Origin of the sequence: Chryseobacterium salviniae (assembly GCF_035819015.1) — a bacterium.
In the GTDB taxonomy this organism is placed as follows: domain Bacteria; phylum Bacteroidota; class Bacteroidia; order Flavobacteriales; family Weeksellaceae; genus Chryseobacterium; species Chryseobacterium salviniae.
This window is the reverse complement of the sequence record NZ_JAYLAA010000037.1, coordinates 181322-204369: the sequence shown is the minus strand read 5'-3', so window position 1 is coordinate 204369 and position 23048 is coordinate 181322. Positions and strand designations below refer to the sequence as shown.

At 36.9% G+C, this 23048-nt stretch carries 22 protein-coding genes; 12 read left to right on the top strand and 10 right to left on the bottom strand.

Features of this window, described 5'->3' with window-relative positions:
- Positions 1 to 957: 957 nt before the first annotated feature.
- Positions 958 to 2988, top strand: coding sequence for a TonB-dependent receptor (locus tag SOP96_RS09780; protein WP_326320796.1), 2031 nt, complete (start codon positions 958 to 960; stop codon positions 2986 to 2988).
- Between the two features lie 60 nt (positions 2989 to 3048).
- Here the strand turns inward: SOP96_RS09780 and SOP96_RS09775 are convergent, their stop codons facing one another.
- Complete coding sequence (locus SOP96_RS09775) at positions 3049 to 4011, bottom strand: YpdA family putative bacillithiol disulfide reductase (protein WP_326320795.1); 963 nt, start codon at positions 4009 to 4011, stop codon at positions 3049 to 3051.
- A gap of 150 nt (positions 4012 to 4161) precedes the next feature.
- Here SOP96_RS09775 and SOP96_RS09770 point away from each other — a divergent pair, with 150 nt between their 5' ends.
- Positions 4162 to 4806, top strand: coding sequence for a hypothetical protein (locus tag SOP96_RS09770; protein WP_326320794.1), 645 nt, complete (start codon positions 4162 to 4164; stop codon positions 4804 to 4806).
- A gap of 183 nt (positions 4807 to 4989) precedes the next feature.
- Here SOP96_RS09770 and SOP96_RS09765 read toward each other — a convergent pair whose 3' ends face one another.
- The 7 genes from SOP96_RS09765 to SOP96_RS09735 form a co-directional block, all read right to left on the bottom strand.
- Positions 4990 to 6300 (bottom strand): glycosyltransferase family protein, encoded by a 1311-nt coding sequence (locus SOP96_RS09765; RefSeq protein WP_326320793.1) that lies wholly within the window; start codon positions 6298 to 6300, stop codon positions 4990 to 4992.
- A 56-nt stretch (positions 6301 to 6356) separates the two neighbouring features.
- Positions 6357 to 6662: a GIY-YIG nuclease family protein gene (locus SOP96_RS09760; RefSeq protein WP_326320792.1), complete on the bottom strand. Its 306-nt coding sequence runs from the start codon at positions 6660 to 6662 to the stop codon at positions 6357 to 6359.
- A 67-nt stretch (positions 6663 to 6729) separates the two neighbouring features.
- Positions 6730 to 9270, bottom strand: a complete 2541-nt coding sequence (locus tag SOP96_RS09755) for a YfhO family protein (RefSeq protein ID WP_326320791.1) — start codon at positions 9268 to 9270, stop codon at positions 6730 to 6732.
- Between the two features lie 10 nt (positions 9271 to 9280).
- A complete protein-coding gene (locus SOP96_RS09750) occupies positions 9281 to 9520 on the bottom strand; it encodes a hypothetical protein (RefSeq protein ID WP_326320790.1) in 240 nt (79 codons plus the stop codon).
- 86 nt (positions 9521 to 9606) lie between these two features.
- Positions 9607 to 10659, bottom strand: coding sequence for a DUF6263 family protein (locus SOP96_RS09745; RefSeq protein WP_326320789.1), 1053 nt, complete (start codon positions 10657 to 10659; stop codon positions 9607 to 9609).
- Positions 10660 to 10694: 35 nt separating this feature from the next.
- Entirely contained in the window at positions 10695 to 11453 is a 759-nt protein-coding gene (gene rlmB, locus SOP96_RS09740; RefSeq protein WP_326320788.1) for a 23S rRNA (guanosine(2251)-2'-O)-methyltransferase RlmB, read from the bottom strand.
- 94 nt (positions 11454 to 11547) lie between these two features.
- Positions 11548 to 12021, bottom strand: a complete 474-nt coding sequence (locus tag SOP96_RS09735; protein ID WP_326320787.1) for a DinB family protein — start codon at positions 12019 to 12021, stop codon at positions 11548 to 11550.
- A 251-nt stretch (positions 12022 to 12272) separates the two neighbouring features.
- Here SOP96_RS09735 and SOP96_RS09730 point away from each other — a divergent pair, with 251 nt between their 5' ends.
- The 10 genes from SOP96_RS09730 to SOP96_RS09685 all read left to right on the top strand — a co-directional run bounded on the left by SOP96_RS09730 (position 12273) and on the right by SOP96_RS09685 (position 21079).
- Complete coding sequence (locus tag SOP96_RS09730; RefSeq protein WP_326320786.1) at positions 12273 to 13277, top strand: AAA family ATPase; 1005 nt, start codon at positions 12273 to 12275, stop codon at positions 13275 to 13277.
- Positions 13277 to 13735, top strand: a complete 459-nt coding sequence (locus SOP96_RS09725; protein ID WP_326320785.1) for a GNAT family N-acetyltransferase — start codon at positions 13277 to 13279, stop codon at positions 13733 to 13735. Before SOP96_RS09730 ends, SOP96_RS09725 begins: the two co-directional genes overlap by 1 nt.
- Before the next feature lie 103 nt (positions 13736 to 13838).
- On the top strand, positions 13839 to 14702 hold the full coding sequence (locus SOP96_RS09720) for a DUF58 domain-containing protein (protein ID WP_326320784.1): 864 nt from the start codon (positions 13839 to 13841) through the stop codon (positions 14700 to 14702).
- Positions 14703 to 14769: 67 nt separating this feature from the next.
- On the top strand, positions 14770 to 15666 hold the full coding sequence (locus SOP96_RS09715) for a BatD family protein (RefSeq protein WP_326320783.1): 897 nt from the start codon (positions 14770 to 14772) through the stop codon (positions 15664 to 15666).
- The gene (locus tag SOP96_RS09710) at positions 15659 to 16651 is read left to right on the top strand and encodes a VWA domain-containing protein (RefSeq protein WP_326320782.1); all 993 of its coding nucleotides are present in this window, start codon (positions 15659 to 15661) and stop codon (positions 16649 to 16651) included. The genes SOP96_RS09715 and SOP96_RS09710 overlap by 8 nt, the downstream gene beginning before the upstream one ends.
- A complete protein-coding gene (locus tag SOP96_RS09705) occupies positions 16651 to 17658 on the top strand; it encodes a vWA domain-containing protein (protein WP_326320781.1) in 1008 nt (335 codons plus the stop codon). The genes SOP96_RS09710 and SOP96_RS09705 overlap by 1 nt, the downstream gene beginning before the upstream one ends.
- A gap of 92 nt (positions 17659 to 17750) precedes the next feature.
- Entirely contained in the window at positions 17751 to 18491 is a 741-nt protein-coding gene (locus tag SOP96_RS09700; protein WP_411911986.1) for a tetratricopeptide repeat protein, read from the top strand.
- A complete protein-coding gene (locus SOP96_RS09695; protein WP_326320780.1) occupies positions 18491 to 20233 on the top strand; it encodes a BatD family protein in 1743 nt (580 codons plus the stop codon). The genes SOP96_RS09700 and SOP96_RS09695 overlap by 1 nt, the downstream gene beginning before the upstream one ends.
- A 43-nt stretch (positions 20234 to 20276) precedes the next feature.
- Complete coding sequence (locus tag SOP96_RS09690) at positions 20277 to 20879, top strand: MarC family protein (RefSeq protein ID WP_066441188.1); 603 nt, start codon at positions 20277 to 20279, stop codon at positions 20877 to 20879.
- 5 nt (positions 20880 to 20884) lie between these two features.
- Positions 20885 to 21079, top strand: a complete 195-nt coding sequence (locus SOP96_RS09685) for a hypothetical protein (RefSeq protein ID WP_169229582.1) — start codon at positions 20885 to 20887, stop codon at positions 21077 to 21079.
- Between the two features lie 74 nt (positions 21080 to 21153).
- Here SOP96_RS09685 and SOP96_RS09680 read toward each other — a convergent pair whose 3' ends face one another.
- The gene (locus SOP96_RS09680; protein ID WP_326320779.1) at positions 21154 to 22125 is read right to left on the bottom strand and encodes a chorismate-binding protein; all 972 of its coding nucleotides are present in this window, start codon (positions 22123 to 22125) and stop codon (positions 21154 to 21156) included.
- A gap of 20 nt (positions 22126 to 22145) precedes the next feature.
- Positions 22146 to 23042, bottom strand: a complete 897-nt coding sequence (locus SOP96_RS09675) for a hypothetical protein (protein ID WP_326320778.1) — start codon at positions 23040 to 23042, stop codon at positions 22146 to 22148.
- Positions 23043 to 23048 lie beyond the last annotated feature (6 nt).

Here is a 23048-nt window from a genome sequence, read left to right as displayed (position 1 = left end):
CGTACTCGCTCGTTCCTCGTTCGCACCGGCTCCTTCGTCGCCGCCCGCCGCATCCCTCACGCGAAGCACACTCCCATTCAAAACAAGCTGCCACAACTAACTGATGAGCATGTTTTAAAGTAAACTATTTGATTTCCCACAGATTGCGCAGATCACACAAATGATTATGTATATTTGAAATTGAAAAAATCTGCGCTATCCGTGCAATCAGTGGGAAATCATAAATGCTACAGCATCAACCAACAGATTTTGTCATTCCGTAAGTATTCAACAACGTTTAACATAAGCTATTAGGATAAAATCTGCGCTATCCGTGCAATCAGTGGGAAATCATAAATGCTACAGCATCAACCAACAGATTTTGTCATTCCGTAAGCATTCAACAACGTTTAACATAATCTATTAGGATAAAATCTGCGCTATCCGTGCAATCAGTGGGAAAATAATAAATCCTACAGCATCGATCCAGTTTTTTCAATTCCCTAAGCATTCAACAACGTTTAACATAATCTATTAGGATAAAATCTGCGCTATCCGTGCAATCAGTGGGAAATCATAAATGCTACAGCATCAATCCAGTTTTTTCAATTCCCTAAGCATTCAACAACGTTTAACATAAGCTATTAGGCTAAATCTGCGCTATCCGTGCAATCAGTGGGAAAATAATAAATCCTACAGCATCAATCCAGTTTTTTCAATTCCCTAAGCATTCAACAACGTTTAACATAAGCTATAGGCTAAATCTGTGTTAATCCGTGCAAATCTGCGGTAAATATATTTCATTATCAACAGCACGCAGCTTTCATGCAATAACATTTCAACAACATTTTAACATAAGCTTTTAGAATAAAATAATCAGCGTCGATCCGTGAAATCCACGGAATAAAAATTCACAAGGTCACCATAAAATTTTGAAAATATTAGAATAAAAGAACAATTTTTGCTTACAATTAAATAATGAAAAAAATCTACATTCTCCTACCCATAATCTCTACAGCTTTTCTGGCAGCGCAAAAAAAAGATTCTGCACAACTAATCTCAGAAGTACAGATTGATGCCTATAAAAAACCTGCTGCTTTTATTTCTTCCACAAAATCCGTATCGGTAGTTTCACAGAATCTCCTGAACCAGAATCCCCCGGAAAGAATGCTGGAATCCATCAACCAGATTGCCGGTGCAAGAATGGAAGAACGTTCCCCCGGAAGTTACCGGATTTCCCTGCGCGGAAGTACCCTTCGTTCCCCATTCGGAGTGCGGAACGTGAAAGTCTATCTTGATGATTTTATCTTTTCAGATGCCTCGGGAAATACCTATTTCAATGTAATTTCTCCCGAACTCATTAAAAGAATGGAAATTTACAAAGGTTCCGAAAGCGGTGATTATGGAGCGGTTACAGGCGGAACTGTGCTCCTGAAAACCTCAGATTCCGAAAAAACGTCAGCCAATATTTCCGTGGGAAGCTATGGAACATTTAATCAAAGCTTCGATTTTTCAAAACAACTGGGAAAACATTTTGTTGAAATCTTTCAGAATTATTACCAGACAGATTCCTATCGTGAACAATCCAAAGTCATACGGAAACAAATTTTCCTGAAAGACCATTTTCAATATTCTCAGAAAGGGCACTTGAAAGCGATGATTTTATACGCCGATCTCGATTATCAGACTCCGGGCGGATTAACTTTAGAGCAAATGCAGGTTAACAGAAAGCAGGCCAGGCCGGGAACCAAAACGCTTCCCGGGGCAGAAGAGCAGAATGCAGGAATTCGCAATAAAATGATATTGGCCGGGCTTTCAAATGAGTATCATTTCAGTCCGGATTTTTCACATTTCATCCTGATTCAGGGATCATATGTAGACTTTGAAAATCCATTCATCACCAACTTCGAAAATCGGTTTGAGAAAAATTTTGCCATGAGAACACATCTTAATTTTGAAAAAAACTGGGAACGTATATCTTTGGAATATCGTCTTGGTTTTGAAGGCGGAATCAATGACATTTTTATTAAAAATTTTGATAACAACAGAGGAACGGAAGGAAGTCCTCAGAATTTCGATAAGATCAAAACCACTTCCGGATTTTATTTCCTTTCTCAAAAGCTCAATATTGCAGACAAGCTTTTCACCGATATTTCTTTAAGCCTGAATTCAAATGCATACGAATGGGAAAGACTTTTTCCACGCAATGAAAACGGAAATTTCCGTTTCAAAAATCAATGGCTGCCCAACTTCGGATTCAGTTATATTTTAGGGAAAGGCTTTTCGGTACGTGCAAAAGTGGGAAAAGGGAATTCAGCACCCACCAATGAAGAAATCCGCGCTTCCGATCAGCAGTTTAATAACGAACTCCGTCCCGAATATGGATGGAATAAAGAAGCAGGAATATGCAAGCAATTCGGAAATTCACTGTTCGTCGAAGGAAGTTATTTCGATTTCAGAATTAAAGATGCTATCGTGAGAAGGCAAAACGATGCGGGACAGGAATTTTTTGTCAACTCAGGGGCAACGGTTCAGAAAGGAGTGGAAGTGTTGCTGGAGTCTAATAGTTTTAACCTTAAAAATAATATTTTCAGTGAGCTTAAATTCAGGTTTTCGGGAAGCTTTTATCGTTTTATTTTTGAAAATTACCGACAGAATGACAGCGATTTTTCAGGAAATGATCTTACCGGCGTTCCGCGTACAACGGTAAACAGTTTGGTTAATTTTATTTTATTCAAAAAGCTGTCAGTTGATTACTCCCATTTTTATACTTCAAAAATACCGCTGAACGACGCCAATTCAGTCTGGTCGGAACCAAGCCTTGTAGGAAACATCCAGTTCAGATTTCCTTTCGAACTTGACAAAACAAAAGTGAATCTTTTTCTGCAGATCCAAAATCTATACAATGAAGAGTATGTTTCCGGTTTTGACATCAATGCTTTCGGAAACCGGTATTACAATCCTGCCGCTAAAAGGAATTTTGTTTTCGGGGTGAAGGCTGATTTTTAGCTATTCAAATAGTTTTATGCCGAAAAATCTGTAATCTGCGGAAGGCTTTTTTTATTTAAGCTACTTTGAAAGAATATGTTGAATAATCATTTCCGCATGAATTCTTGAGTTTTCAATAAACCATAGATGCGTGTCTTTTCCTCCGCAGACAACGCCGGCGAGATACAGGTTTTTCACATTGGTTTCCATGGTTTCGCTGTTGTATAAAGGATTAAGACATTCTCCCTGCAGTTCTATTCCTGAATTTTTCAAAAAATCAAAATCAGGAAGATAACCCGTCATAGCCAGAACAAAATCATTTTCAATTTCATGCATCGTTCCTTTTCTATCTTTAAAAATGACCGTTTTTTCTTTGATTTTGAGAAGTTCTGCGTTAAAATAAGCATTGATACTGCCTTCCGAAATTCTATTTTCAATATCCGGTTTTACCCAATATTTCACACTTTTTGAAATTTCAGAATGACGAATAATCATCGTCACCTCAGCCCCTTTTCGATATGTTTCCAATGCTGCGTCCACTGCCGAATTGCTTGATCCCACCACAACAATTTTCTGCTTTGCGTAAGGATAAGGTTCCGTATAATAGTGTCTTACTTTAGGCAGGTTTTCTCCGGAAATATTCATCATATTCGGAATATCGTAGAATCCTGTTGAGATAATGATGTTTTTTGAGGTATATTTTCCTTTAGAAGTTTCGATAATGAAAATTTCTTTTTCTTTGAAAACTCTTTCAACCTTTTCATACAGATTGATGTTGATATTGCTTTGTCTCGCAATTCCCTGGTAATATTCCAACGCTTCCTGTCTTCCGGGTTTCGGAGCGGTTGAAATAAAAGGGATTCCGCCGATCTCCAGCTTTTCCGCAGTAGAAAAAAATCGCATGTATAAAGGATAATTGTATAATGAATTGACAATGGTCCCTTTTTCAATGATAATATAGCTGAGATTGTTTTTTCGTGCTTCAAGGGCGCAGGTAAGCCCGATCGGGCCGCCTCCGATGATGAGAATATCTAACGTTTCCATCTTGCAAAATTACGAAAAACCAGTCAGTAAAAGACTTTTAATAATCTACAAAAAGGAATAGTTCTGATAATTAATTGATCTCAAAGAAAACTTTTATTTTAAATAATTGTGGTATCTTTTTTGGTAAATTTAGCAAATACCTTTACAATCATGAAAAAAATACTCTATTCGGTTATTATCCTCATTGCTATATCCTGTAAGAAAAACCCGGAAAAATTTATCAATGACAATGCAGATTCTGCAGATAAAATTGCTGATACTGCGCATGAAACAAGTGTAACTGATATATCTCTAAATAAAGAGGAATCACTTAAAAAGCTGAACGAAGGGATTATCCAGGCATTAAAAGATAGAAATTACAAAAAATTTGCAGCATACATCCATCCTCAGAAAGGGATATGTTTTTCAATGTATGCGTTTGTGGATCCTGAACAGGACAAAAAATTCTCCAAAGCTGATTTTGAAAAGTATCTTCCTGCCAAAACAATTTTTACCTGGGGAACGCTTGACGGCAGCGGGGATCTCTATAAAGCCACAATTAATGATTACTTAAAAAAATGGGTTTATTCAAAAGACTTTGCAGCCGGGCAGGTTTCATTTAATGAATTTCAGGGCAGCGGAAATTCACTCAATAATTTAAAAAAGATTTATCCCAATGCGGATTTTACGGAAAATTTCCTCAAAGGATCGGAAGAGTATGCCGGAATGGACTGGAAATGTCTCCGTCTCGTTTTTGAAAAATTTCAGGGAAAATATTACTTGGTGGCAGTCATCAATGATCAGTGGACAATTTAAAAGTTATATGTAAAAGCACTTCGAGAGTCTCAGTGTGACACCGCTGATACCAAACGCTTCTTATTTACTTTAATAATATCGCTGAGATTAATAATATTGTCAGGCTGTGCTTGTCAAAGCCTTATTATTTATTATCTAAATGAGTATAACTTTAGCCTCAATCTCAACCTTAACTATTTAACTTTATTCCAAAATCTCAGCCAGTTTCGCAGTAAGATTCTTTCTGGAAAACTGTTCAATGCTTGTTGTGTTTTCAGAAAGATTTCCATTTTTCCAATGCTGAAATTTCTCTAAAATGAAACTCTTGATTGTATCAAAATCACTATAGCTGAAATGTCTTCCTGCCTGTGTTTCATTTAAAATCAGTGAAACATCCGCATCATTGGGCCCAAAAGAAATAATCTGTTTTCCGGTTGCGAGATATTCGAAAATTTTCCCCGGGATAATCCCTTTTGAAGATTCATTTGGAAAATTGGTAATCAATAGAATATCAGATGTATACATTTCTTCAATGGCTTTTTCGTGCGACAAATAGCCAAGGTTAAGAATATGATTTTTTAACGCTGAATTTTCTATGTTAGCTAATATTTTATCATCAATTCTTCCCGCAAATTTTAATACAAAATTTTCAGCAAAGTCCGGATGCTGTTGTAGCAGCTCATCGAGCGCTTTCCAGAGATTTTCCGGATTTCTCAGCTGTTCTAGTACACCGATATAACTCAATGTGAAAGTTGAAGTGTTTGATGGTCGGAGTGTTTTAAAGTCTGAGCTTATAATTGTTTGTGAATCGGTTTCATCAAATCCATTCGTGATACAAAAAGAATTGGCCCCGTTCTTCCTGAAATTATCTGCGTCGGTATAGCTCGTGGCCAGTGTAATATCGGCATTTCTGAAAACTTCGCTTTCCAATTGGCGATGCTTTTTGTCGGAATTTTTAGTTAATTTTAAATGTTTATAATAGGAAATTTCCGTCCACGGATCCCTGAAATCGGCAATCCATTTCAGGTGCGGAAGTTTTTTTTTGAGATTTAAACCAATCAGGTGTAAAGAATGCGGCGGCCCCGAGGTTACAACCACCTCAATATTGTTTTCTTTTAAATAATTCTCTAAAAATTTAATAGAAGGTTTCACCCAGAAAACCCTTGCATCGGGTATAAAAAAATTTCCCCTCACCCAGATCGAAAGTTTAGATTTCCAGTTCTGGTTTTTGCCAACGTCAAATTGTCCCGCTTTGAACTTTTTATTGCTTTTGTTAAGTTTTTCGGCCAGCTGGTACGGTTCCCAGATTTTTGTTTTTACAATTTCCAGATCTTTCGGAACATCTTTTATCAAACTTTCATCCAGCAATGGATAGCTCGGATTTTCCGGAGTGTAAATAACCGGTTTCCATCCGAATTCGGGCAGATATTTCGCAAACTTCAGCCATCTCTGAACACCCGGTCCTCCCGCCGGCGGCCAGTAATAGGTGATGATGAGTATTTTTTTCTGTTCCATTAACTATGATTTCTCTCTGTCATTCTGAATGAAGTGAAACGCAATGAAGAATCTCATTATATCTCGTCATTAAGAAATTTCCAGGTTGAATTAAATTCATTAATCAGATTATTTTTTTTGCTTCTGATCCAGCCTTTAATTTGCTTTTCTCTTGCAATGGCAATATCAATATCACTGAAGTGTTCAAAATATACTAAAAAGAAACATTTGTATCTGAATGTAAAACTTTTATCTATCGCTTCCGGATTCTGATGCCAGTATAATCTTTTCTTCAAATCATTAGTAACTCCCGTATATAATACAGTCTTATGTTTATTGGTTAAGATATAAACATAATAATTATGAGTTCCTAAAGTTTTCATCGCTGTGTTTCATTGGTTTCTTTGAGATTCTTCACTCCGCTTTGCTTCGTTCAGAATGACAATTGCCTTATTCTTCCTTTGGTAAAGCTTGTCTTCCCCCTTTTTTGCGGTAAAGAAAATAAATTCCGGCTCCGCTCAAAAGAATAAACAATCCGAAGCAGATTAATGAAATCCATTTTCCTTTTTCAATGACTTCAGGCTCAAAGACCATTCTGATATCGTGGTTTCCTGCTGGAACATGAACGGCACGGAGAAGGTAATCTGCTTTGATGTACGGAACTTCTTTTCCATCAATAAAGAATTTCCAGCCGTGAGGATAATAAATTTCCGAAAATACGGCAAGCTGCGGTGTTTTCGACTGAGATTTAAATTCCAATTCGTTCGGTTGGTATTTCGTTAAATTGATGTAAGCCGTTGAATCGGGCTGAATGGTTTTTCCCTCAAAATATTTTTTATCAGATGAAGCAATAACCGCTGTTTTCTTGCTGTCAATTACTCCGATGGATTTAATTTCCTGATTGGGCGATTCCACGAATTTAAGTTCGCTTACAAACCATGCATTTCCGTTGGCTTTCGGGTTTGGAATTGCCTGTGGCTGCTCCGGGCCTCCTAATACCAAATATTTTGCATTGAGAAGATTCAGGATATTCGGAACTTTTACCGAATCCATGATCTGGAAATATTCGTTGATCACATCATCATATCTCCTCAGCTTTACCGCGTGATAACCACCGATGGAAGATTTAAAGTAAGAGGTATTGGTTTCGCTGAAGGTTCCTAAGATATTATTGAAAATCCGGTAATGTGTCTTGTCTTTTTCAGCAATGGTTTCCAATGTTTTGTTGACATTTACATTGGCTAAGATCGGTTCAAGATTTGGGTTTCCCTGAACTTTTTCCGCCATAAGATCTGAACTTTCTGTCTGGAAAGGATTTTCAGCGAAGATTTTATCCACATAATTATCGTCATTCAGATAACGCTTGTTTACAGTCCATAAATCAAATAAACTTACGACACCAATAATTAGTAAAGCAATATTCTGATTCAGTTTCTGCTTTAAGACAAGAAATAAAGCAGCGGCAGCAATCGCAACATATATAAAGGCTTTAATGGCATCAATTCTGAATAATTTAAATCTTTCTTCCACCAGATAATCCAAAAGGAAAGGAGGAAGGTATGTTTTTTCGTTTTCGGTATGGAATCCTAATAAAGACTTTCCGAAGATCAATAGAATTAATACAAAACCCAGCGTTCCGCCTCCTACATACAGAAGAATTTTCTGTTTGTATTCTGTTGTTAATTCTTTATCCGTAAAAAATCTGTACAATCCGATAATGGCGATTAAAGGGAATAAAAGTTCTACAACCACCAAAATAGAAGACGGAGCCCTGAATTTATTATAAAAAGGTACAAAATCAATAAAAAAGTCGGAGAGTGCCATGAAATTGCTTCCCCACGCTAAAAATATGGTAAGAATGGACGCTCCCAAAATCCAGTACCGGTATTTTTTCCAGGCGAAGAAAAATCCTAAGAGTGCTAAAAAGCAGACAATAGCTCCCTGATAAGCAGGTCCTGAAGTTCCCGGCTGGTCTCCCCAATACGTTAAATTTCCGAAACCTTTGGAAATCCTGTCCATCTCAGCCTGAGAGCCTACATTTTCCTGAACAAGTTCCTGTACTCTGGTCATCATTTCCTTTCCTTCCGGCTCCTGGCTTCCGCCGCCCATTAGTCTCGGGATGAAAAGATTCAGGGTTTCAAGCTTTCCGTAGCTCCACATCAGCATACTTTCTTTATCCATCCCCGAATTTCCTTCAGTGTGGCTTTCATTGGTTAAGATTTGCTTTCCACGAACCGTTTCTTTAACATATTCTGAATTGGCCATGATCCGCTGGGAGTTCATTCCGACACCGATGATGCATGAAGCGGCGATAATTCCTGATGAAATTAAAAAATGTTTCATCGGTATTTTTTTCTGAATAGCTCGAATTAATTCAGATAAGAATAAAAAACCTAATGCCAGGAAGAGATAATACGTCATCTGCGGGTGATTGGCCGCAATTTGAAGTCCCATGAAAAGGGTAGTGACAATGAATCCCCAAATGTACTGTTTTCTGATGTAGACCAGTAAAATCCCGGCAAGAAGCGGCGCAAAATATTCAATAGTGTTGATTTTACCGTTGTGTCCTGCGGCAATGGCAATATAAAAATAAGTGGACAGTCCGAAGAATGTAGCTCCTAAAAGGGCATATTTCCAGTTTCTTACCGCAACCATTCCGAGGAGGAAAAAGCCGGCGAAAAGCATAAAAATATAATTAACCGGCCTCGGGAAAAAGTTGAGGGCAGAATCTATATTTTTGATGATGTCTCCCGTAAATCGGCTTCCCATCTGGTAGGTAGGCATTCCTCCGAACATAGAGTCGCTCCAGTAGGTTTCTTTTCCGGTATCGGCCCTGTAATCAATGAGTTCCTTTGCACCTCCGCGATATTGCACGATGTCATGCTGAAAGAGCTGTTTTCCCGTAAAAACAGGAGTGGAATATAAAAATGCTAAAACTATAAATGCAATAATAGAAATCGCAATATAAATTAAGTTTTTATTTTTCGCCATGTGTTGGTTATTATCTTTTGTTTTCGGAATTCCTTTTATCAGTACTGTCTTTTACTTCTTCGTAATCTACGGTTTCAGCATCCCAGTTGATATTGTTTTTATTTGAGTTTCGTATATCCTGCTTCTTATTATTCTGATTATTATTGTTGAATCTGTAACTGTAAAAAGTTTTGAAGAAAATTCTTTTCAGAATATTCCAGACAAAGAAAATAATAATGGCAGCCAATACCAGCTCAAAAATATATTTCATAATAATTTAAATGTTTTTGGTTCAGGGTTTAAAGTTTTATGTTCAGATTTGAAAAATTTAAACCTAAAACCTTGAATTTGAAACTCTTATTTTGCAGATGGATTTACCATCACAGAAGAATTGGAAACACTTTTCATAGACTGAGATTCTTTTCCGTTGGAGATGGTTTCGATCTGTGTTGTCTTCACAGAAATATTCTGATTGCTGATCCATCCTGTATTCTGGTCAAATTTTATGGTTCCGTTTTGGCTAAGTTCACTGCTTAAGCTGTGGGTGATATCTCCCTGATTTTGCTTCTCCACTTTTTTAGGGATTCCTCCGGTTACAGCAATTTCAGCGATACCGTTGCCTACACTTTTTAAAACATAGTTTGAAGTTACTTTTATTTTACCTTGTGCATCGGCATTTTCACTGTTGGTCCATTTTTCTCCTACTTTTACTCCTTTTTTCGGGATGATGGTGAGGTTTTTATTGAACTGATCTTTTAGCACCTTTTCATTGAATGTTTCCTTAAGGCTTGCAATAATGCTTTCCTTTTGGTTTTTATCTTTTACAATGGTTCCTACAGCGTTACCTACTTTCTTGTAAACCGCATCAAAACCTGTGATGGAAATCACGTTTCCTTTCGTATCCATTTTCATGTTCAGCTTGTTTCCGGTAAGCGCTCTGTTGATATTCCAGATCATTTTCAGGTCATCTTCTTTCGGAATCGGCAATTTGGTATCAACGACGATAGTTTTTCCCTGCGAAGTCTGAGAATTTCTTTTTGAAATAAGATTTAGTGTAATGTCATATACATTTCCTTTGATATCGTTTACCGTAAAAGACATTTCATCTGTTGCTTCGCTGGTTCCGTTCAGCGTTTTTCCGGTAGGGTCGGTCATGGTTTTTGTATCTCTCTGGTATGTTGTCAAAGGATACGTTTTTCCTTTTTCAAGTTTAAATGTCTGCTTGTAAATACCTGCAGAATCTTTTATCGCAGGGTTTTCTTCCACTTTTGCCACAGAATCTGCAGGAACTTCCACGGTAATTGTTTTTCCTGTTTTAGGATCTATTTTAGTAATTTTTGCCGTTTCTTTTTTGTTGCACGAAACTAAAGCTATTGTTGAAATCAGCGCTATTGCTGCTATATTTTTCATTGAATTTTTTTTAATTTTTACTGCTTCTTAATGTATTATAATCCTGCTTTTGCAGTCATTTTCTGTCTTACCGCCTCGTAAAGGATTGCACCACAGGCCACAGAAACGTTCAGTGACTGGGTTTTCCCTTCTATCGGTAATTTTATTTTTTCATCCGAATGATGGAGGACTTCTTTTGAAATTCCTGTTTCCTCATTACCCATTACCACGGCACAGGGTTCTGTGAAATTAACGTCATAAATTAGTTTTTCAGCTTTTTCACTTGCTGCAAAAACAGAAATACCGCTTTGCTGAAGAAAATCTACAACGTGCGCCAGATTCGGAGCCTTACAGATTTTTACATTATAAAGTGCGCCTGCTGAAGTTTTTATCGCATCGGAATTAATCGGAGCTGCTCCTTTTTCAGGAATGATAACAGCGTCGATGCCTACGCATTCTGCTGTTCTACAAATGGCCCCAAAGTTTCGGACATCGGTTAACCGGTCTAAAATCAATAAAAAAGGTGTTTTTCCTTCTTCAAATAATTGAGGAACAATATCTTCAACCTTATGAAACGGAACATCTGAAATAAAGGCAACCACACCCTGGTGGTTTTTTCTGGTAAAACGGTTCAACTTTTCAACCGGAACATAATTGGGACGGATTTTATTTTTGGCTAAAATGGCTTTAAGCTCAGCATAAATAGGACCCTGCAATGCATTCTGCACAAAGATCTTGTCAATCGTTTTTCCCGCTTCTATCGCTTCAATTACGGGACGCAGCCCGAAAATAAAATCGTCTTTTTTATCTGTCATTTTGATATTTTAAATTGTGAAATGTTAATTGTCAATCTGCTTCTCAGTTGGTGTTGCAAAAATTCACTGTTCACTGCAAAGCAATTCACTTTAACTATCTTCCTTTTTCTCCTAAAATTGCTCTTTTCTGTGCCATGGCATACCCATAATGCAGGCTTTCGTGCATGTTGTTGAAAATAATGGCATCCTGAATGCTTTTAAGATCCATTCCGAAACTTGTGGTGTACGGCGTGTAATCCGAAAAGAAATCGCTATCGTAATCCCGCATTAAGATTTTTGAAGTTTCCGTTAGTAAAAATTCAAGATCTTCCACTTCAGACTTCTGAACATTCAGGTTGGGTAAAGTACCTTTTTTGTAGGTTTCGATCCAGTATTTATCAATTCTGAAAGGATTGCCGCTGAGATAATAATGCAAAAGCTGCTGGGTCGCAACCGTGTGCGCAATATTCCAGTAGATATTATTGTTAAAACCGTCAGGAATCAGCAAAAGATCTTCATGTGAAGTATTTTGTAAAATATCCAGAAGGTTCTTCCGTACCTGTCTGTGGGACTGAAAATGATAATTCACTTTGCAAAATTTTTAATCACCAAAAATAGTTTAATAAACTGGAAATGACAATTTTTGAACAGGTGATTCAATTAAAATTTATATATTTTTATGAAATTCAGCTTCATTATTAATGCAAACTAATCTTTAATTTATTTTCAATCTCGCAGTAATGCCGGAATATTTAACAAACTTTAACTCAAAAATAGCATTGTTTGGGTTGATTTATGCAAGTATTTATTAGAAATTTACCAATTATTTTAAATTAGACTATGTCAGATACATATCAAGCAGAAGATATTCGTCAGCTCACCGAGCAGGTGAAGGAGGCAAACTTCTATTTTTCACGTCTCCGCGAGGAAATCAATAAAGTAATCATCGGTCAGGAATATATGATAGACCGCCTTTTGGTAGGGCTTTTGGGTAATGGGCATGTTCTTTTGGAAGGAGTTCCGGGATTAGCAAAAACGCTTGCGATAAAAACGCTTGCCGAAGCTGTTGATGGTGAGTTTTCAAGAATTCAGTTTACACCCGATCTGTTGCCTGCTGATGTGGTAGGAACCATGATTTACAATGTTAAAGAAAATGATTTTTCTATAAAAAGAGGCCCCGTCTTTGCCAATTTTGTACTGGCAGATGAGATTAACCGTGCACCCGCAAAAGTGCAATCGGCATTGTTGGAAGTAATGCAGGAAAAGCAGGTAACCATCGGGGATGAAACCATGAAGCTGCCGAAACCGTTTCTGGTATTGGCAACCCAAAACCCGATTGATCAGGAAGGAACTTATCTGTTACCGGAAGCGCAAAGCGACCGTTTTATGCTGAAATGCACGATCGACTATCCTAAATTTGAAGATGAAAGAATGGTTATGAGAATGGTGTCAACTTCACATCAACCCACTGTTAAAGCTGTCATTTCTCTTGAACATATTGTTGCGGCAAAAGAATTAATCAATAAGATTTATCTTGACGAGAAAATAGAAAAATATATTCTGGATATGGTCTTTGCAACGCGTTACCCTGAAAATTACGGCCTTTCCGAGTTGAAAAATTATATCAGTTTCGGAGCTTCTCCAAGAGCTTCCATTAATTTAGCCATTGCTTCCAGAGCGTATGCTTTCCTTAGAGGAAGAGCGTTTGTTATTCCTGAAGATGTTAAATCTTTGGCAAAAGATGTCTTGAGACACAGGATCGGTCTTACCTTCGAAGCAGAAGCGGAGGAAATTTCATCAGAAGAGATCGTCAACAGAATTTTAGCGAAAATCCAGGCTCCGTAATGGATGAAGTAATCATCAGAAAAGCAGTTCAGGAAGATTGTGGTTCCATGCTCGAACTCATTAAAGAGCTTGCGGCTTATGAAAAGGCTTTACATGAAGTAACTTTAACATTAGATCAGTTTATTAAAGACGGATTCGGAGAATCTCCTGTCTGGAAAGCTTTTATTGCTGAATATCATCATGAAATTATCGGAATTTCGCTGTTTTATGACAGGTATTCTACATGGAAAGGAAGAAGACTTTATCTGGAGGATCTTGTGGTAACTGAGAAATTCAGGGGTAAACAGGTCGGGAAAAAATTATTTGAAACAACAATGGGATATGGAAAATCTGAACAGTACAGTGGAATGGTTTTCCAGGTATTAAGCTGGAATGAGCTGGCGATTAATTTCTATAAAAAATACAGCCCGAAATTTGATGATGAATGGTTGAATGTTTCCATTGAATTCAAGGTCTAATGTTTTAGGTTTAAAGTTTATTGATGCCATTAAGCCTATTTAAAATTTAACAAATGGAACATTTTAAACCAAAAACATTTAACCAAAAAACTTAAACAATTATATGCAGATAAAAGATATTGTAAAAAAAGTCAAGCAAATAGAAATCCGTACCCGAAAGAAGACGGAAGCTACGCTGATGGGGCAATATCACAGTGCTTTTAAAGGACAGGGAATGACTTTCTCGGAAGTGCGCCCTTATCAGTTCGGAGACGAAATCCGCAGGATCGACTGGAATAAGACCGCCCGTTTCCGGGAACCGTTTGTGAAAGTAATGGAAGAGGAGCGGGAACTTACCATGATGCTTTTAGTAGATATTTCCGCATCAATGGATTATGGAACCAAAAATCAGCTGAAACGAGAATATGTAGCAGAAATTGCGGCAAGCCTCGGTTTTTCCGCAGCGGGGAATAATGATAAAGTTGGTTTGATTTTGTTTGCCGATAAAGTATACCGGGTAATTCCGCCGCAAAAAGGCAGAAAGCATATTCTTTCGATTATCAGTATGATAATCACGGCAGATTATGTTCCGGCAACAGCAAAAATCGATAAGGCACTGGAATATATGATGGGTATTTTTAAAAGAAAATCCCTGGTTTTTATGTTTTCCGATTTTGAAGATGAATACGATTCTAAAATGTTGAAAGCCGCCGCAAAAAAACACCAATTGTTGGGAATGAGGATTTTTGATCAAAAAGATAATGAAATTCCGGATGTGGGATATACGTTGTTGTATGATGCTGAAACGGGAAGGCAGGTTTGGGCAAATACTTCGAGCGCCAGATGGAGATATAATTTTGCGGAGGCCCAGAAGCAGAAACTAAGAGCACTGGAAGATGATTTTGCCAACAGCTCAGCCAGTTTTTTAAACATCGATACGGGTTCGGATTATTCTAAGCTGCTGTATCATTATTTTCAGAAAAAATAAAAACAGAAGTCGAAATCAGTGATTTAAACCATGAATTTTGAGCTTTAAACTTTGAATTAATTTAAAATTGAAAAAATTAGTATTTATATTTTGCTTTTTATTCTGTGCAAATGCTTTTTCACAGATTCTTTCTTCGAGCGTTGAAAAGAAAACCATTGCACTCGGAGAAGTGAATCATATCATTGTGACCATCAATAACCTTAACAATGAGAAAATTTCTGCAGCTCTGGAAAATGAACTGCTGCCATTTCATTTTGAGGAAGTGAAAGACAGCATTTCGCAGACAAAAGATATCTATTACAGAAGAATAGAATTTGCCGTTTTTGAAGAAGGAAAATTCACAATCCCTGAACTAGAATTCAAGGTTGGTGGAAGGATACTGAAAACAATTCCTTATGAAATTGATGTCATCAACACTGCTCAGAAAGATGATCAGATTAATGATATCATGAAAAATAAGGAAGTACAACTTGAAGTTACCGATTACTGGGAACTCTATAAGTTTTATATTCTGGCTGCTATTGCAGTTATTGCCCTTATTATCGCAATAGTGATATTTGTGAAATATGGCAGAAAACCTAAAGATTCGCCGGTTGTAGCGACGAATCAGACCCTTAAAGAACTTGATGCTCTCAAAAAGAAAAAATATGTAGAAACCGGAAATTATCGTTCTTTTTATGTAGAATTGATCGATATTTCAAGGAAATTTATTGCAAAACAATACCGGTTGCCGGCAGATGTTTTATTAACCGACGATCTTATAGATCTCATGAAGAAAAATAATACCATTTCTCAGGAAAACGAAAGGGTAGTGGAAGAGGTATTCGTAAGAGGAGACCTGGTGAAGTTTGCCAAAACTTTTCCTGATCAAAAAACAATGGAAAAAGACCTTGCCGATATCAGAGAATTTGTAAAGCGTTCGTCAAAAGATTTGGAATTTGAAAATTTGAGAAAAGATGTTTGATTTTGAGTTTTACAGTCCTTGGTTTTTGCTGCTTTTCCTGTTGTTTATTCCGCTTTTTATCAGAGATGTAAGCAGTCAGCAAAAGAAAGGAATTAAAGTTCCGACCGTTAACAATATGGGAGAAAGCGGCGGAATACGTTTTGTCATGTTTTTGCTGAAAATTTCAAAATATATCATCCTTTCCGCATTAATCATAGCAATGGCGAGGCCGCGAACTTTTACCATTTCTCAGGATCGCGACGATACAAAAGGAATAGACATCATGCTTTCCGTGGATGTTTCCCTGAGTATGCTCACCAAAGACCTGACTCCGGATCGTTTGACAGCTTTAAAAGATATCGCCGTTAAATTTGTCCAGAAACGGCCAAATGATAGAATTGGTCTTGTAAACTATTCAGGAGAGGCATTTACAAAAGTTCCGGTTACATCAGACCATCAGGTAGTGATTGATGAATTGCAGAACCTTAACCTCCAGGAACTGGAGCCAGGAACAGCCATTGGAGAAGGGCTTTCCGTAGCGGTAAATCACCTGAAAAACAGTAAAGCGAAAAGCAAAATTATTATTCTGATGACCGACGGCGTGAATACTATTGAAAATGCAATGCCTCCCGCTATTGCTGCCGAATTGGCAAAAAATAATAATATAAAAGTCTATACCATCGGAATCGGAACCAACGGATATGCGCTGATGCCGACGCAGATTGATATTTTCGGGGACCTTGTTTTTACCGAAACCGAAGTGAAAATTGATGAGCCTGTTTTAAAAGAAATTGCTCAAATGACGGGTGGAAAATATTTCAGGGCAACATCAAATTCAAGCCTTGAAGAAGTGTATGATGAAATTAACCGGCTGGAAAAGTCTGATGTGAAAGTGGCAAAATTATTCAATTATCAGGAGTATTTTAAAATTTTCCTCTGGATTGCTCTTGGAATGTTGTTCCTCGATGCCTTGTTGAGATGGGTATTATATAAAATTTTAAGTTAATGGATTGGTATTTAGGAAATTATTGGAATGTTTTGCTGCTGTTGCTTTTGCCGCTGTTGGCTGTTTTTCTGATCCGTTATTTAAAATGGAAAAAGAAAAAAAGAGCGCTTTTTGCAGACAGCCAGTTTCATCAGCATCTTTTTGAAAAACGTTCGGGATTTACAAAGTTTTTTCCCGCTTTATATCTTTTAGGAACACTTTTTCTTATTTTTTCTATCATTGATCTTCTAAGCGGTTCTGAAGAAATCAAAACCAATCAGAAACTGAATAATGTGATCTTTATGCTGGACGTTTCCAATTCTATGAATGCGGAAGATATTGATCCGAGCCGTTTGACAGAAGCCAAAAATCTTATTATTCAGACCATGCAGCGAATGAAAAATGATAAGGTAGGAATTGTCATATTTGCAGGCCAGGCAACTTCCATTATGCCGCTGACAACCGATTATACCTCTGCTGAAACCTATGTTGGTGCGATTGAAACCAATTCAATGCAGATTCAGGGGACTGATTTTCTAAACGGAATGAAAGCCGCCGTGCAAAAATTTAAAAATGTAAATAAAGATGCCAGGAAAATAGTTTTACTAAGCGATGGCGAAGATAACGAAGGAAATGATGATGCCGCTATAAGACTGGCTAAAAAAGAAGGAATCATGATTACATCCGTAGGAATTGGTTCAAACGAAGGAGCACCGGTTCCCGAGTATGCTTTTGGACAACTTATGGGATATAAGGCAGATATGTCCGGACAAACAGTAATTTCCAAAAGACAAACCGAAGCTTTGAAAAAAATGGCGAAATCTACAGGCGGAACGTATGTTGACGGAAATAACATTAATGAAGCTCCCGATCAGATAATCGAAGCTTTGAAGAAGAAAACCGGATCTTCCAGTACAATGGTTAAATCGCAGAATGCCAATCATTATTACCAGTATTTTCTTGCAGTTTCCTTATTTTTCTTTTTTTTGATCTATATGTTCAATCCTAAAAGAGATTTCAATGTTTGATATTAAAAATGATGATGGTTCAAAAGCCTACTTTAACCCAATTTTAACAAATAAATCGCTGTTTATTAACATATAAAGGAATAATTTTGCATATGATGAATACTAAAATTATTTTTTTGTCGTTTGTAATTGCTTTCCTTAGCTCAGGATTACTTTTTGGGCAGAAGAATTACCGAACTTTGGTGTATGAAGGCAATGAAAAATTTAACGGTAAAGATTATGATGGGGCTTCTGCAAAATATATGGAAGCCATAAAAACCAATGATAAAGATTTTACAGCGCACTATAATTTAGGCAATGCACTCTACAAGAGTAAAAAATATGAAGAAGCAAAAGCAGAATTTGAAAAAGCCCAGAGACTTTCTCAGACTATTCCAGATAAGGCTGCAGCCCTTCACAACTTAGGAAATGCTTATATGCAGATGAAACAGCCGGAAAAAGCGGCAGAATTTTACAAACAATCTCTGAAACAGAATCCTTACAGCGAGCCTACAAGAAAGAATTACGAGATAGCCAAGCTGAAGGAAAAAGAAAACCAACAGAAAAAACAACAACAAAATAACTCCGGCAAAGGAGGCGGTGGTGAAAACCAACAAAAAAATGATGATCAAAAAGGTTCCAAAGATCAGAAAGATCAGGGACAAGGGCAGCAGAATCAGGGGAAAGGACAGGGCAATAATCCTAATCAAAAACCTGATAATGAAGGAAAAATCCCAAAACAACTTGAAAATCAGATACTCAATAAAGTAAGCGATAAAGAGAAAGAAACCGCCAGAAGAATTTTAAACAAAAATTCTTATTCGATGCCTGAAAGCAACGAGAAAGATTGGTGATGCAGAGCAGACTTACCTACATAATATTCCTTTTAATATCCGTAATCTCTTACGGACAGGTAAATCTTAGCGTAACTTCTGATAAAAGCATTTACACCGCAAGAGATATCATTAATCTTACCATCGTCCTTGAAATTGAAGGCACCGATTATAACAGCCAGCAAACCAAATTGAGGCTTCCCGATTTCTCAAAATTCAATCTTATTGGCACAGGTTCCATAACCAATGGCTTTATGGACCCTGAGACCAATACCGTAATCTCACAATCGGTTACACGGTTGGCTTTAGAGCCGAAACAAAAAGGAAAAGTAAAAATAGGTTCTTTCCTGATTACCATCAACAACAAAATTTATAAAACCGAGCCTTTCGATATTTTCATTAAAGATGTTGATAAAAAAGCTTCTGTTGCAGCCAATTATTCAAAAGATGTCTACCTGAATATGGAAGTAGAAGATAGAGAGGTATACCAGGATGAGCCAACCATTGCTGTGCTTAAGGTATATTCCAGGAATATGGATAACCTCCGAAAGGTTAAAAATATCCGCCTTCCAAAAGATAATGAGCTGGATGTGTATCCGGTAAGTTTTGCAAAGTCTGAAATTGATCCTTCCGATTTTGGAAACATGTCTTCTCAGGTATTAGCCATTTTTTTAATTTTCCCTAATGAATCAGGTTATGTTGAAGTTCCGGGAGCTACTGCGTCAGTGAGCACTTTCGCCGGGAAAAATAAAATTGTTTCCAACAAAGTTAAAATCAATGTTAAAAAACTTCCGGAGGATTCACCGGAATCTTTCAAAAATGCGGTAGGAAACTTTAAGGTGAGCATTTCCAACATTTCAAAAGAAAAAGCAGAGGTAAAGAAGCCGATTAATGTTATTGTAAAAGTAAGCGGCGAAGGAAACCTTAAAAGTATGGAGCTTCCTAAAATTGCAGAATCGCCGGATTACGAAATATTTGCTCCTAAAATTACTTCCAACGTAAAAACGGAAACAACGGGAATGACAGGTGAAATCCTTGCGAATTATCTTGTAATCCCCAAAAAAGCAGGAGAAATTTCTATTAAGACCGAAAATTTTTCGTTTTTTGATCCTTCCAAAAAAGAATATATAGACCTTGGGCAGGAAGTACTCCATATTAATGCGTTCTCTCACGATCAGGTTATGGAGTCCCGCACCACTGTTGAAAAGGTAAACGAATACACCAACACCTTTCTGGAGACGGTAAATACACCTGTTCTTAAAACCACATCTTTCAAAGTGAAGGAAAAAAACAGATTGCACTGGAATGTTCTTTTTATAAATACCGCTATCTTAATTGCTCTGTTTATAGCTTACCTCGTATTTAAAAACTGGCAGAAAAAGCGTCGTTTACAAAAAATAAGCGAACCTGTGAAACCGTTGGGTTCAGTAGCTGAAACAGAAAAAGAAATCAGGGAACAGCTAAAGACAGATGTGAATGATTATTTCAGTTATTTGGAAAATCTCAAAGATAAAGAAGATTATCAGAAGTTTTTTCAAACCTATGAAGAACTGGATTCTGAAGTGAGAAACCAATACTTCCAGAGTTCTGTGGAAGATTTTGCCGGTTTCCTGGAAAATTATAAAGGAGCTGCAGTTGCCGAAGAATACAGAAGCCTTACCCAGAAAATACAAATTGAAAAATATGCTCCTGTGAAATCTTATGAGGGAATGGAAATGCTTTTAAATTCAATTGTAAAATTGTATTCCCAAATTAGCAAATAATTAATTAATTTTCATATTTTTGCGAAATTAATAATTTAAAGGCATGGAGATATTCAATGATTTTTCTATTAAAGAAATCGTTACCTGTTTTATGGTTCTTTTTGCTGTGATTGATATTATAGGATCAATTCCTATCATCGTAAGTCTTCAGCAGAGATTTGGTAAAATTGAAGCCGAAAGAGCAACCATTACCGCAGGCCTGATTATGCTTGTTTTCCTTTTCGTAGGAAATAAAATCCTGAAATTTATCGGGGTTGATGTAAATTCATTTGCTATAGCCGGAGCTTTCGTGATATTTATTATTGCCCTGGAAATGATTTTGGGAATTGAAATCAACAAAACTTCCGAGGCGAGGTCTGCCTCCATTGTTCCTATTGCTTTTCCTTTGGTGGCAGGAGCCGGGACATTAACCACTACTTTATCCCTTAAGGCTGAATTTCACGATATTAATATTATTTTTGGAATTATTCTCAACACAATTTTCGTATATTTGGTGCTGAAATCTGCAAACTGGCTTGAACGGAAAATAGGAGATGCTACACTGGCAATCCTGCAAAAAGTTTTCGGAATCATTCTGTTGGCAATTTCAATTAAATTATTCACAGCAAATTTTGCCGAATTGGTAAAAACATATATTAATTTTTAAGAATCATGCAGAAGTTTTATAAAGTATTTTTAGTAGTATTTGTAGTGTTCATCGCCATTAACCTGTATGCGCTGGACTGGCAGACCGATTTACTGTCAGAAGATAACCTGAAGTTTGTATTTTCAGCAGCTTCAGCCTTCATTGGAATTATTTTGCTTTTCGTAATGAATACATGGAGTAAAATAGGCGTTAAAAAATAAGAATTATTTTAATCTATATAAACCTCTTTCTTTGTAGGAAGAGGTTTTTTATTGACTAAAATTTGGTTAAAATTTTATGAGCCGATAGAAAGATTTTTTAAAATAGCCTCTGATTTAAGTTCTGTCTCGCGCCATTCTTTTTCAGGGCTGCTTTGCGCTGTGATTCCGCCGCCTACGAAAATATGTACGGAATCCTGATAAAGCTTACAGCAACGAAGATTCACGAAGTAAAAGATGTTTTCTTCCGTTTCAATTTTGATGTAACCAGCATACAATTCGCGGGGGAATTTTTCAAGCTCGCGGATTTTTTCCGCACAAAAATCTTTGGGAATACCACATACTGCAGGAGTCGGGTGCAATTGTTGGATAATACCGTCAAGGTCTTCACACCTGATTTTGGTTTTGAAATCGGTACGAAGATGCTTGATATTTCCTGAAATATGATTATACGTAGCAGATTCTTCAATATCATCTGAATAATTTTTCAGAATATTTCTGATGTATTCCGTAACGGGTTTCTGCTCTTCAATTTCCTTTTCCGACCAGCTTTCAGAAACGGGAAGCGTCCCCGCGAGGCTCATGGTTTCGAAATCGTGTGTTTGTTTATTGAATTTACCCAAAACTTCGGAAAAAGCGCCCATCCATGATTTTTCTTCACTGATGAAAATATATCGGAAAGCATTGGGATAAGAATCACAAAGATTTTTGAAACTTTTTTTAAGATTAATATCCTGAAAATCAGCAACTATTTTTCTTCTGGAATAGACCAGTTTGGGCAGATAATTTTCATTGATCACTTCAATCACCTGGTTCAGGTTTTCGAGATATTCATCCTTTGTTTCGGCAAGATAATGATCCCTGTCTTTTGGTAATGATGTTTTTAAAAGTTCATCTTCATCTAAATCTTCTGGATTTGCAATGATGATTTTCCCGTGATGTTTTACGGTTTCGGAACCTTCAAAAGGATGAAAAACAATATGATGTTCATTGGGATTGTTATCAGTAGTGTAGAGATTTTCGTCGAATGGAAGTTTGAAATACATCATTTTATAGTACTTTTCGAAAATCAGCGTCCGGAAATAGCATAAGAAATCCCAAAGTTGATTTTTCTTTCTGCAAAGGTATTATTCGTCTTAAAAATGTCAAAATCAAATGTGCTGTTTTTTAAAGAAACATTTTTCATGTGATACTGCTGATATTCCACCGTTAGCATAAATTTTCTGAAAAGCCTGTATTGCGCTCCAAAAGAAAACCCGAAGTTGGTCTGGTTGGTTTTAAAATCATCCAGTTGGTTGAGCACATTATTTTCCGGAACTAAAAACTGCATTTTGTAGGTATTACGGTTTACTAAAACTCCTGCAAAAGGACGGATGTTTTTCCATTCATATAAAAATTTCAGCTGGACTGCATATTCAAAGTGCTTATTGTTGAATTTCTGAAAGAGCAGTGGTTGCTGATCTTCAGAAAAATAGAATCCGTTCAAAATAGTGTCATCTTTATTGGCGTCAAGGTCAAATGTTGAGTTCCAGTAATAAATACCAGCAGACAGCATCAAAAATGTTTGTGGAGAAAATATATTTTTCGCAAGCCATATATTCACATATTCTCCAAACTGCGCTTTTTGGGCAGAAACGGCTTTTGTCCAGCCAGTGTTTTTTAAACCCAGCCCTCCTTCGATTCCAGATTCAAATACGCTTGATCTCTGTTTCCTGATTCTGTTTTTTGCGCGCTGCTTTTCCAGTTCTTCTTTGTAGATATTTCGTACGAAAAACTTCTCTTCTACTTTCGGTTCTGCGAAGATTAAATGATTAGGCTTATAAGGTATGGGCTTCAGAAGGTAGATGGTATCATAAACGACAACATTTTCGTAAACATATACAGTATCTACTTTTTTCCGTCTTTGGGCATGCGCAAAACTGATGAATAGTATAAGAAAAAGAAAAAAAATCTTTCTGCAAATCATGGTATG

Excerpts from the sequence above, each read along its gene's own strand:
- rlmB (WP_326320788.1), bottom strand. The coding sequence starts at position 11,453 with ATGACAGATAAAAAAGACGATTTTATTTTCGGGCTGCGTCCCGTAATT.
- SOP96_RS09760 (WP_326320792.1), bottom strand. The coding sequence starts at position 6,662 with ATGAAAACTTTAGGAACTCATAATTATTATGTTTATATCTTAACCAAT.
- SOP96_RS09695 (WP_326320780.1), top strand. The coding sequence starts at position 18,491 with ATGCAGAGCAGACTTACCTACATAATATTCCTTTTAATATCCGTAATC.
- SOP96_RS09725 (WP_326320785.1), top strand. The coding sequence starts at position 13,277 with ATGGATGAAGTAATCATCAGAAAAGCAGTTCAGGAAGATTGTGGTTCC.
- SOP96_RS09765 (WP_326320793.1), bottom strand. The coding sequence starts at position 6,300 with ATGGAACAGAAAAAAATACTCATCATCACCTATTACTGGCCGCCGGCG.
- SOP96_RS09690 (WP_066441188.1), top strand. The coding sequence starts at position 20,277 with ATGGAGATATTCAATGATTTTTCTATTAAAGAAATCGTTACCTGTTTT.
- SOP96_RS09700 (WP_411911986.1), top strand. The coding sequence starts at position 17,751 with ATGATGAATACTAAAATTATTTTTTTGTCGTTTGTAATTGCTTTCCTT.
- SOP96_RS09730 (WP_326320786.1), top strand. The coding sequence starts at position 12,273 with ATGTCAGATACATATCAAGCAGAAGATATTCGTCAGCTCACCGAGCAG.
- SOP96_RS09755 (WP_326320791.1), bottom strand. The coding sequence starts at position 9,270 with ATGGCGAAAAATAAAAACTTAATTTATATTGCGATTTCTATTATTGCA.
- SOP96_RS09710 (WP_326320782.1), top strand. The coding sequence starts at position 15,659 with ATGTTTGATTTTGAGTTTTACAGTCCTTGGTTTTTGCTGCTTTTCCTG.
- SOP96_RS09685 (WP_169229582.1), top strand. The coding sequence starts at position 20,885 with ATGCAGAAGTTTTATAAAGTATTTTTAGTAGTATTTGTAGTGTTCATC.
- SOP96_RS09675 (WP_326320778.1), bottom strand. The coding sequence starts at position 23,042 with ATGATTTGCAGAAAGATTTTTTTTCTTTTTCTTATACTATTCATCAGT.
- SOP96_RS09720 (WP_326320784.1), top strand. The coding sequence starts at position 13,839 with ATGCAGATAAAAGATATTGTAAAAAAAGTCAAGCAAATAGAAATCCGT.
- SOP96_RS09750 (WP_326320790.1), bottom strand. The coding sequence starts at position 9,520 with ATGAAATATATTTTTGAGCTGGTATTGGCTGCCATTATTATTTTCTTT.
- SOP96_RS09775 (WP_326320795.1), bottom strand. The coding sequence starts at position 4,011 with ATGGAAACGTTAGATATTCTCATCATCGGAGGCGGCCCGATCGGGCTT.
- SOP96_RS09705 (WP_326320781.1), top strand. The coding sequence starts at position 16,651 with ATGGATTGGTATTTAGGAAATTATTGGAATGTTTTGCTGCTGTTGCTT.
- SOP96_RS09680 (WP_326320779.1), bottom strand. The coding sequence starts at position 22,125 with ATGATGTATTTCAAACTTCCATTCGACGAAAATCTCTACACTACTGAT.
- SOP96_RS09770 (WP_326320794.1), top strand. The coding sequence starts at position 4,162 with ATGAAAAAAATACTCTATTCGGTTATTATCCTCATTGCTATATCCTGT.
- SOP96_RS09780 (WP_326320796.1), top strand. The coding sequence starts at position 958 with ATGAAAAAAATCTACATTCTCCTACCCATAATCTCTACAGCTTTTCTG.
- SOP96_RS09745 (WP_326320789.1), bottom strand. The coding sequence starts at position 10,659 with ATGAAAAATATAGCAGCAATAGCGCTGATTTCAACAATAGCTTTAGTT.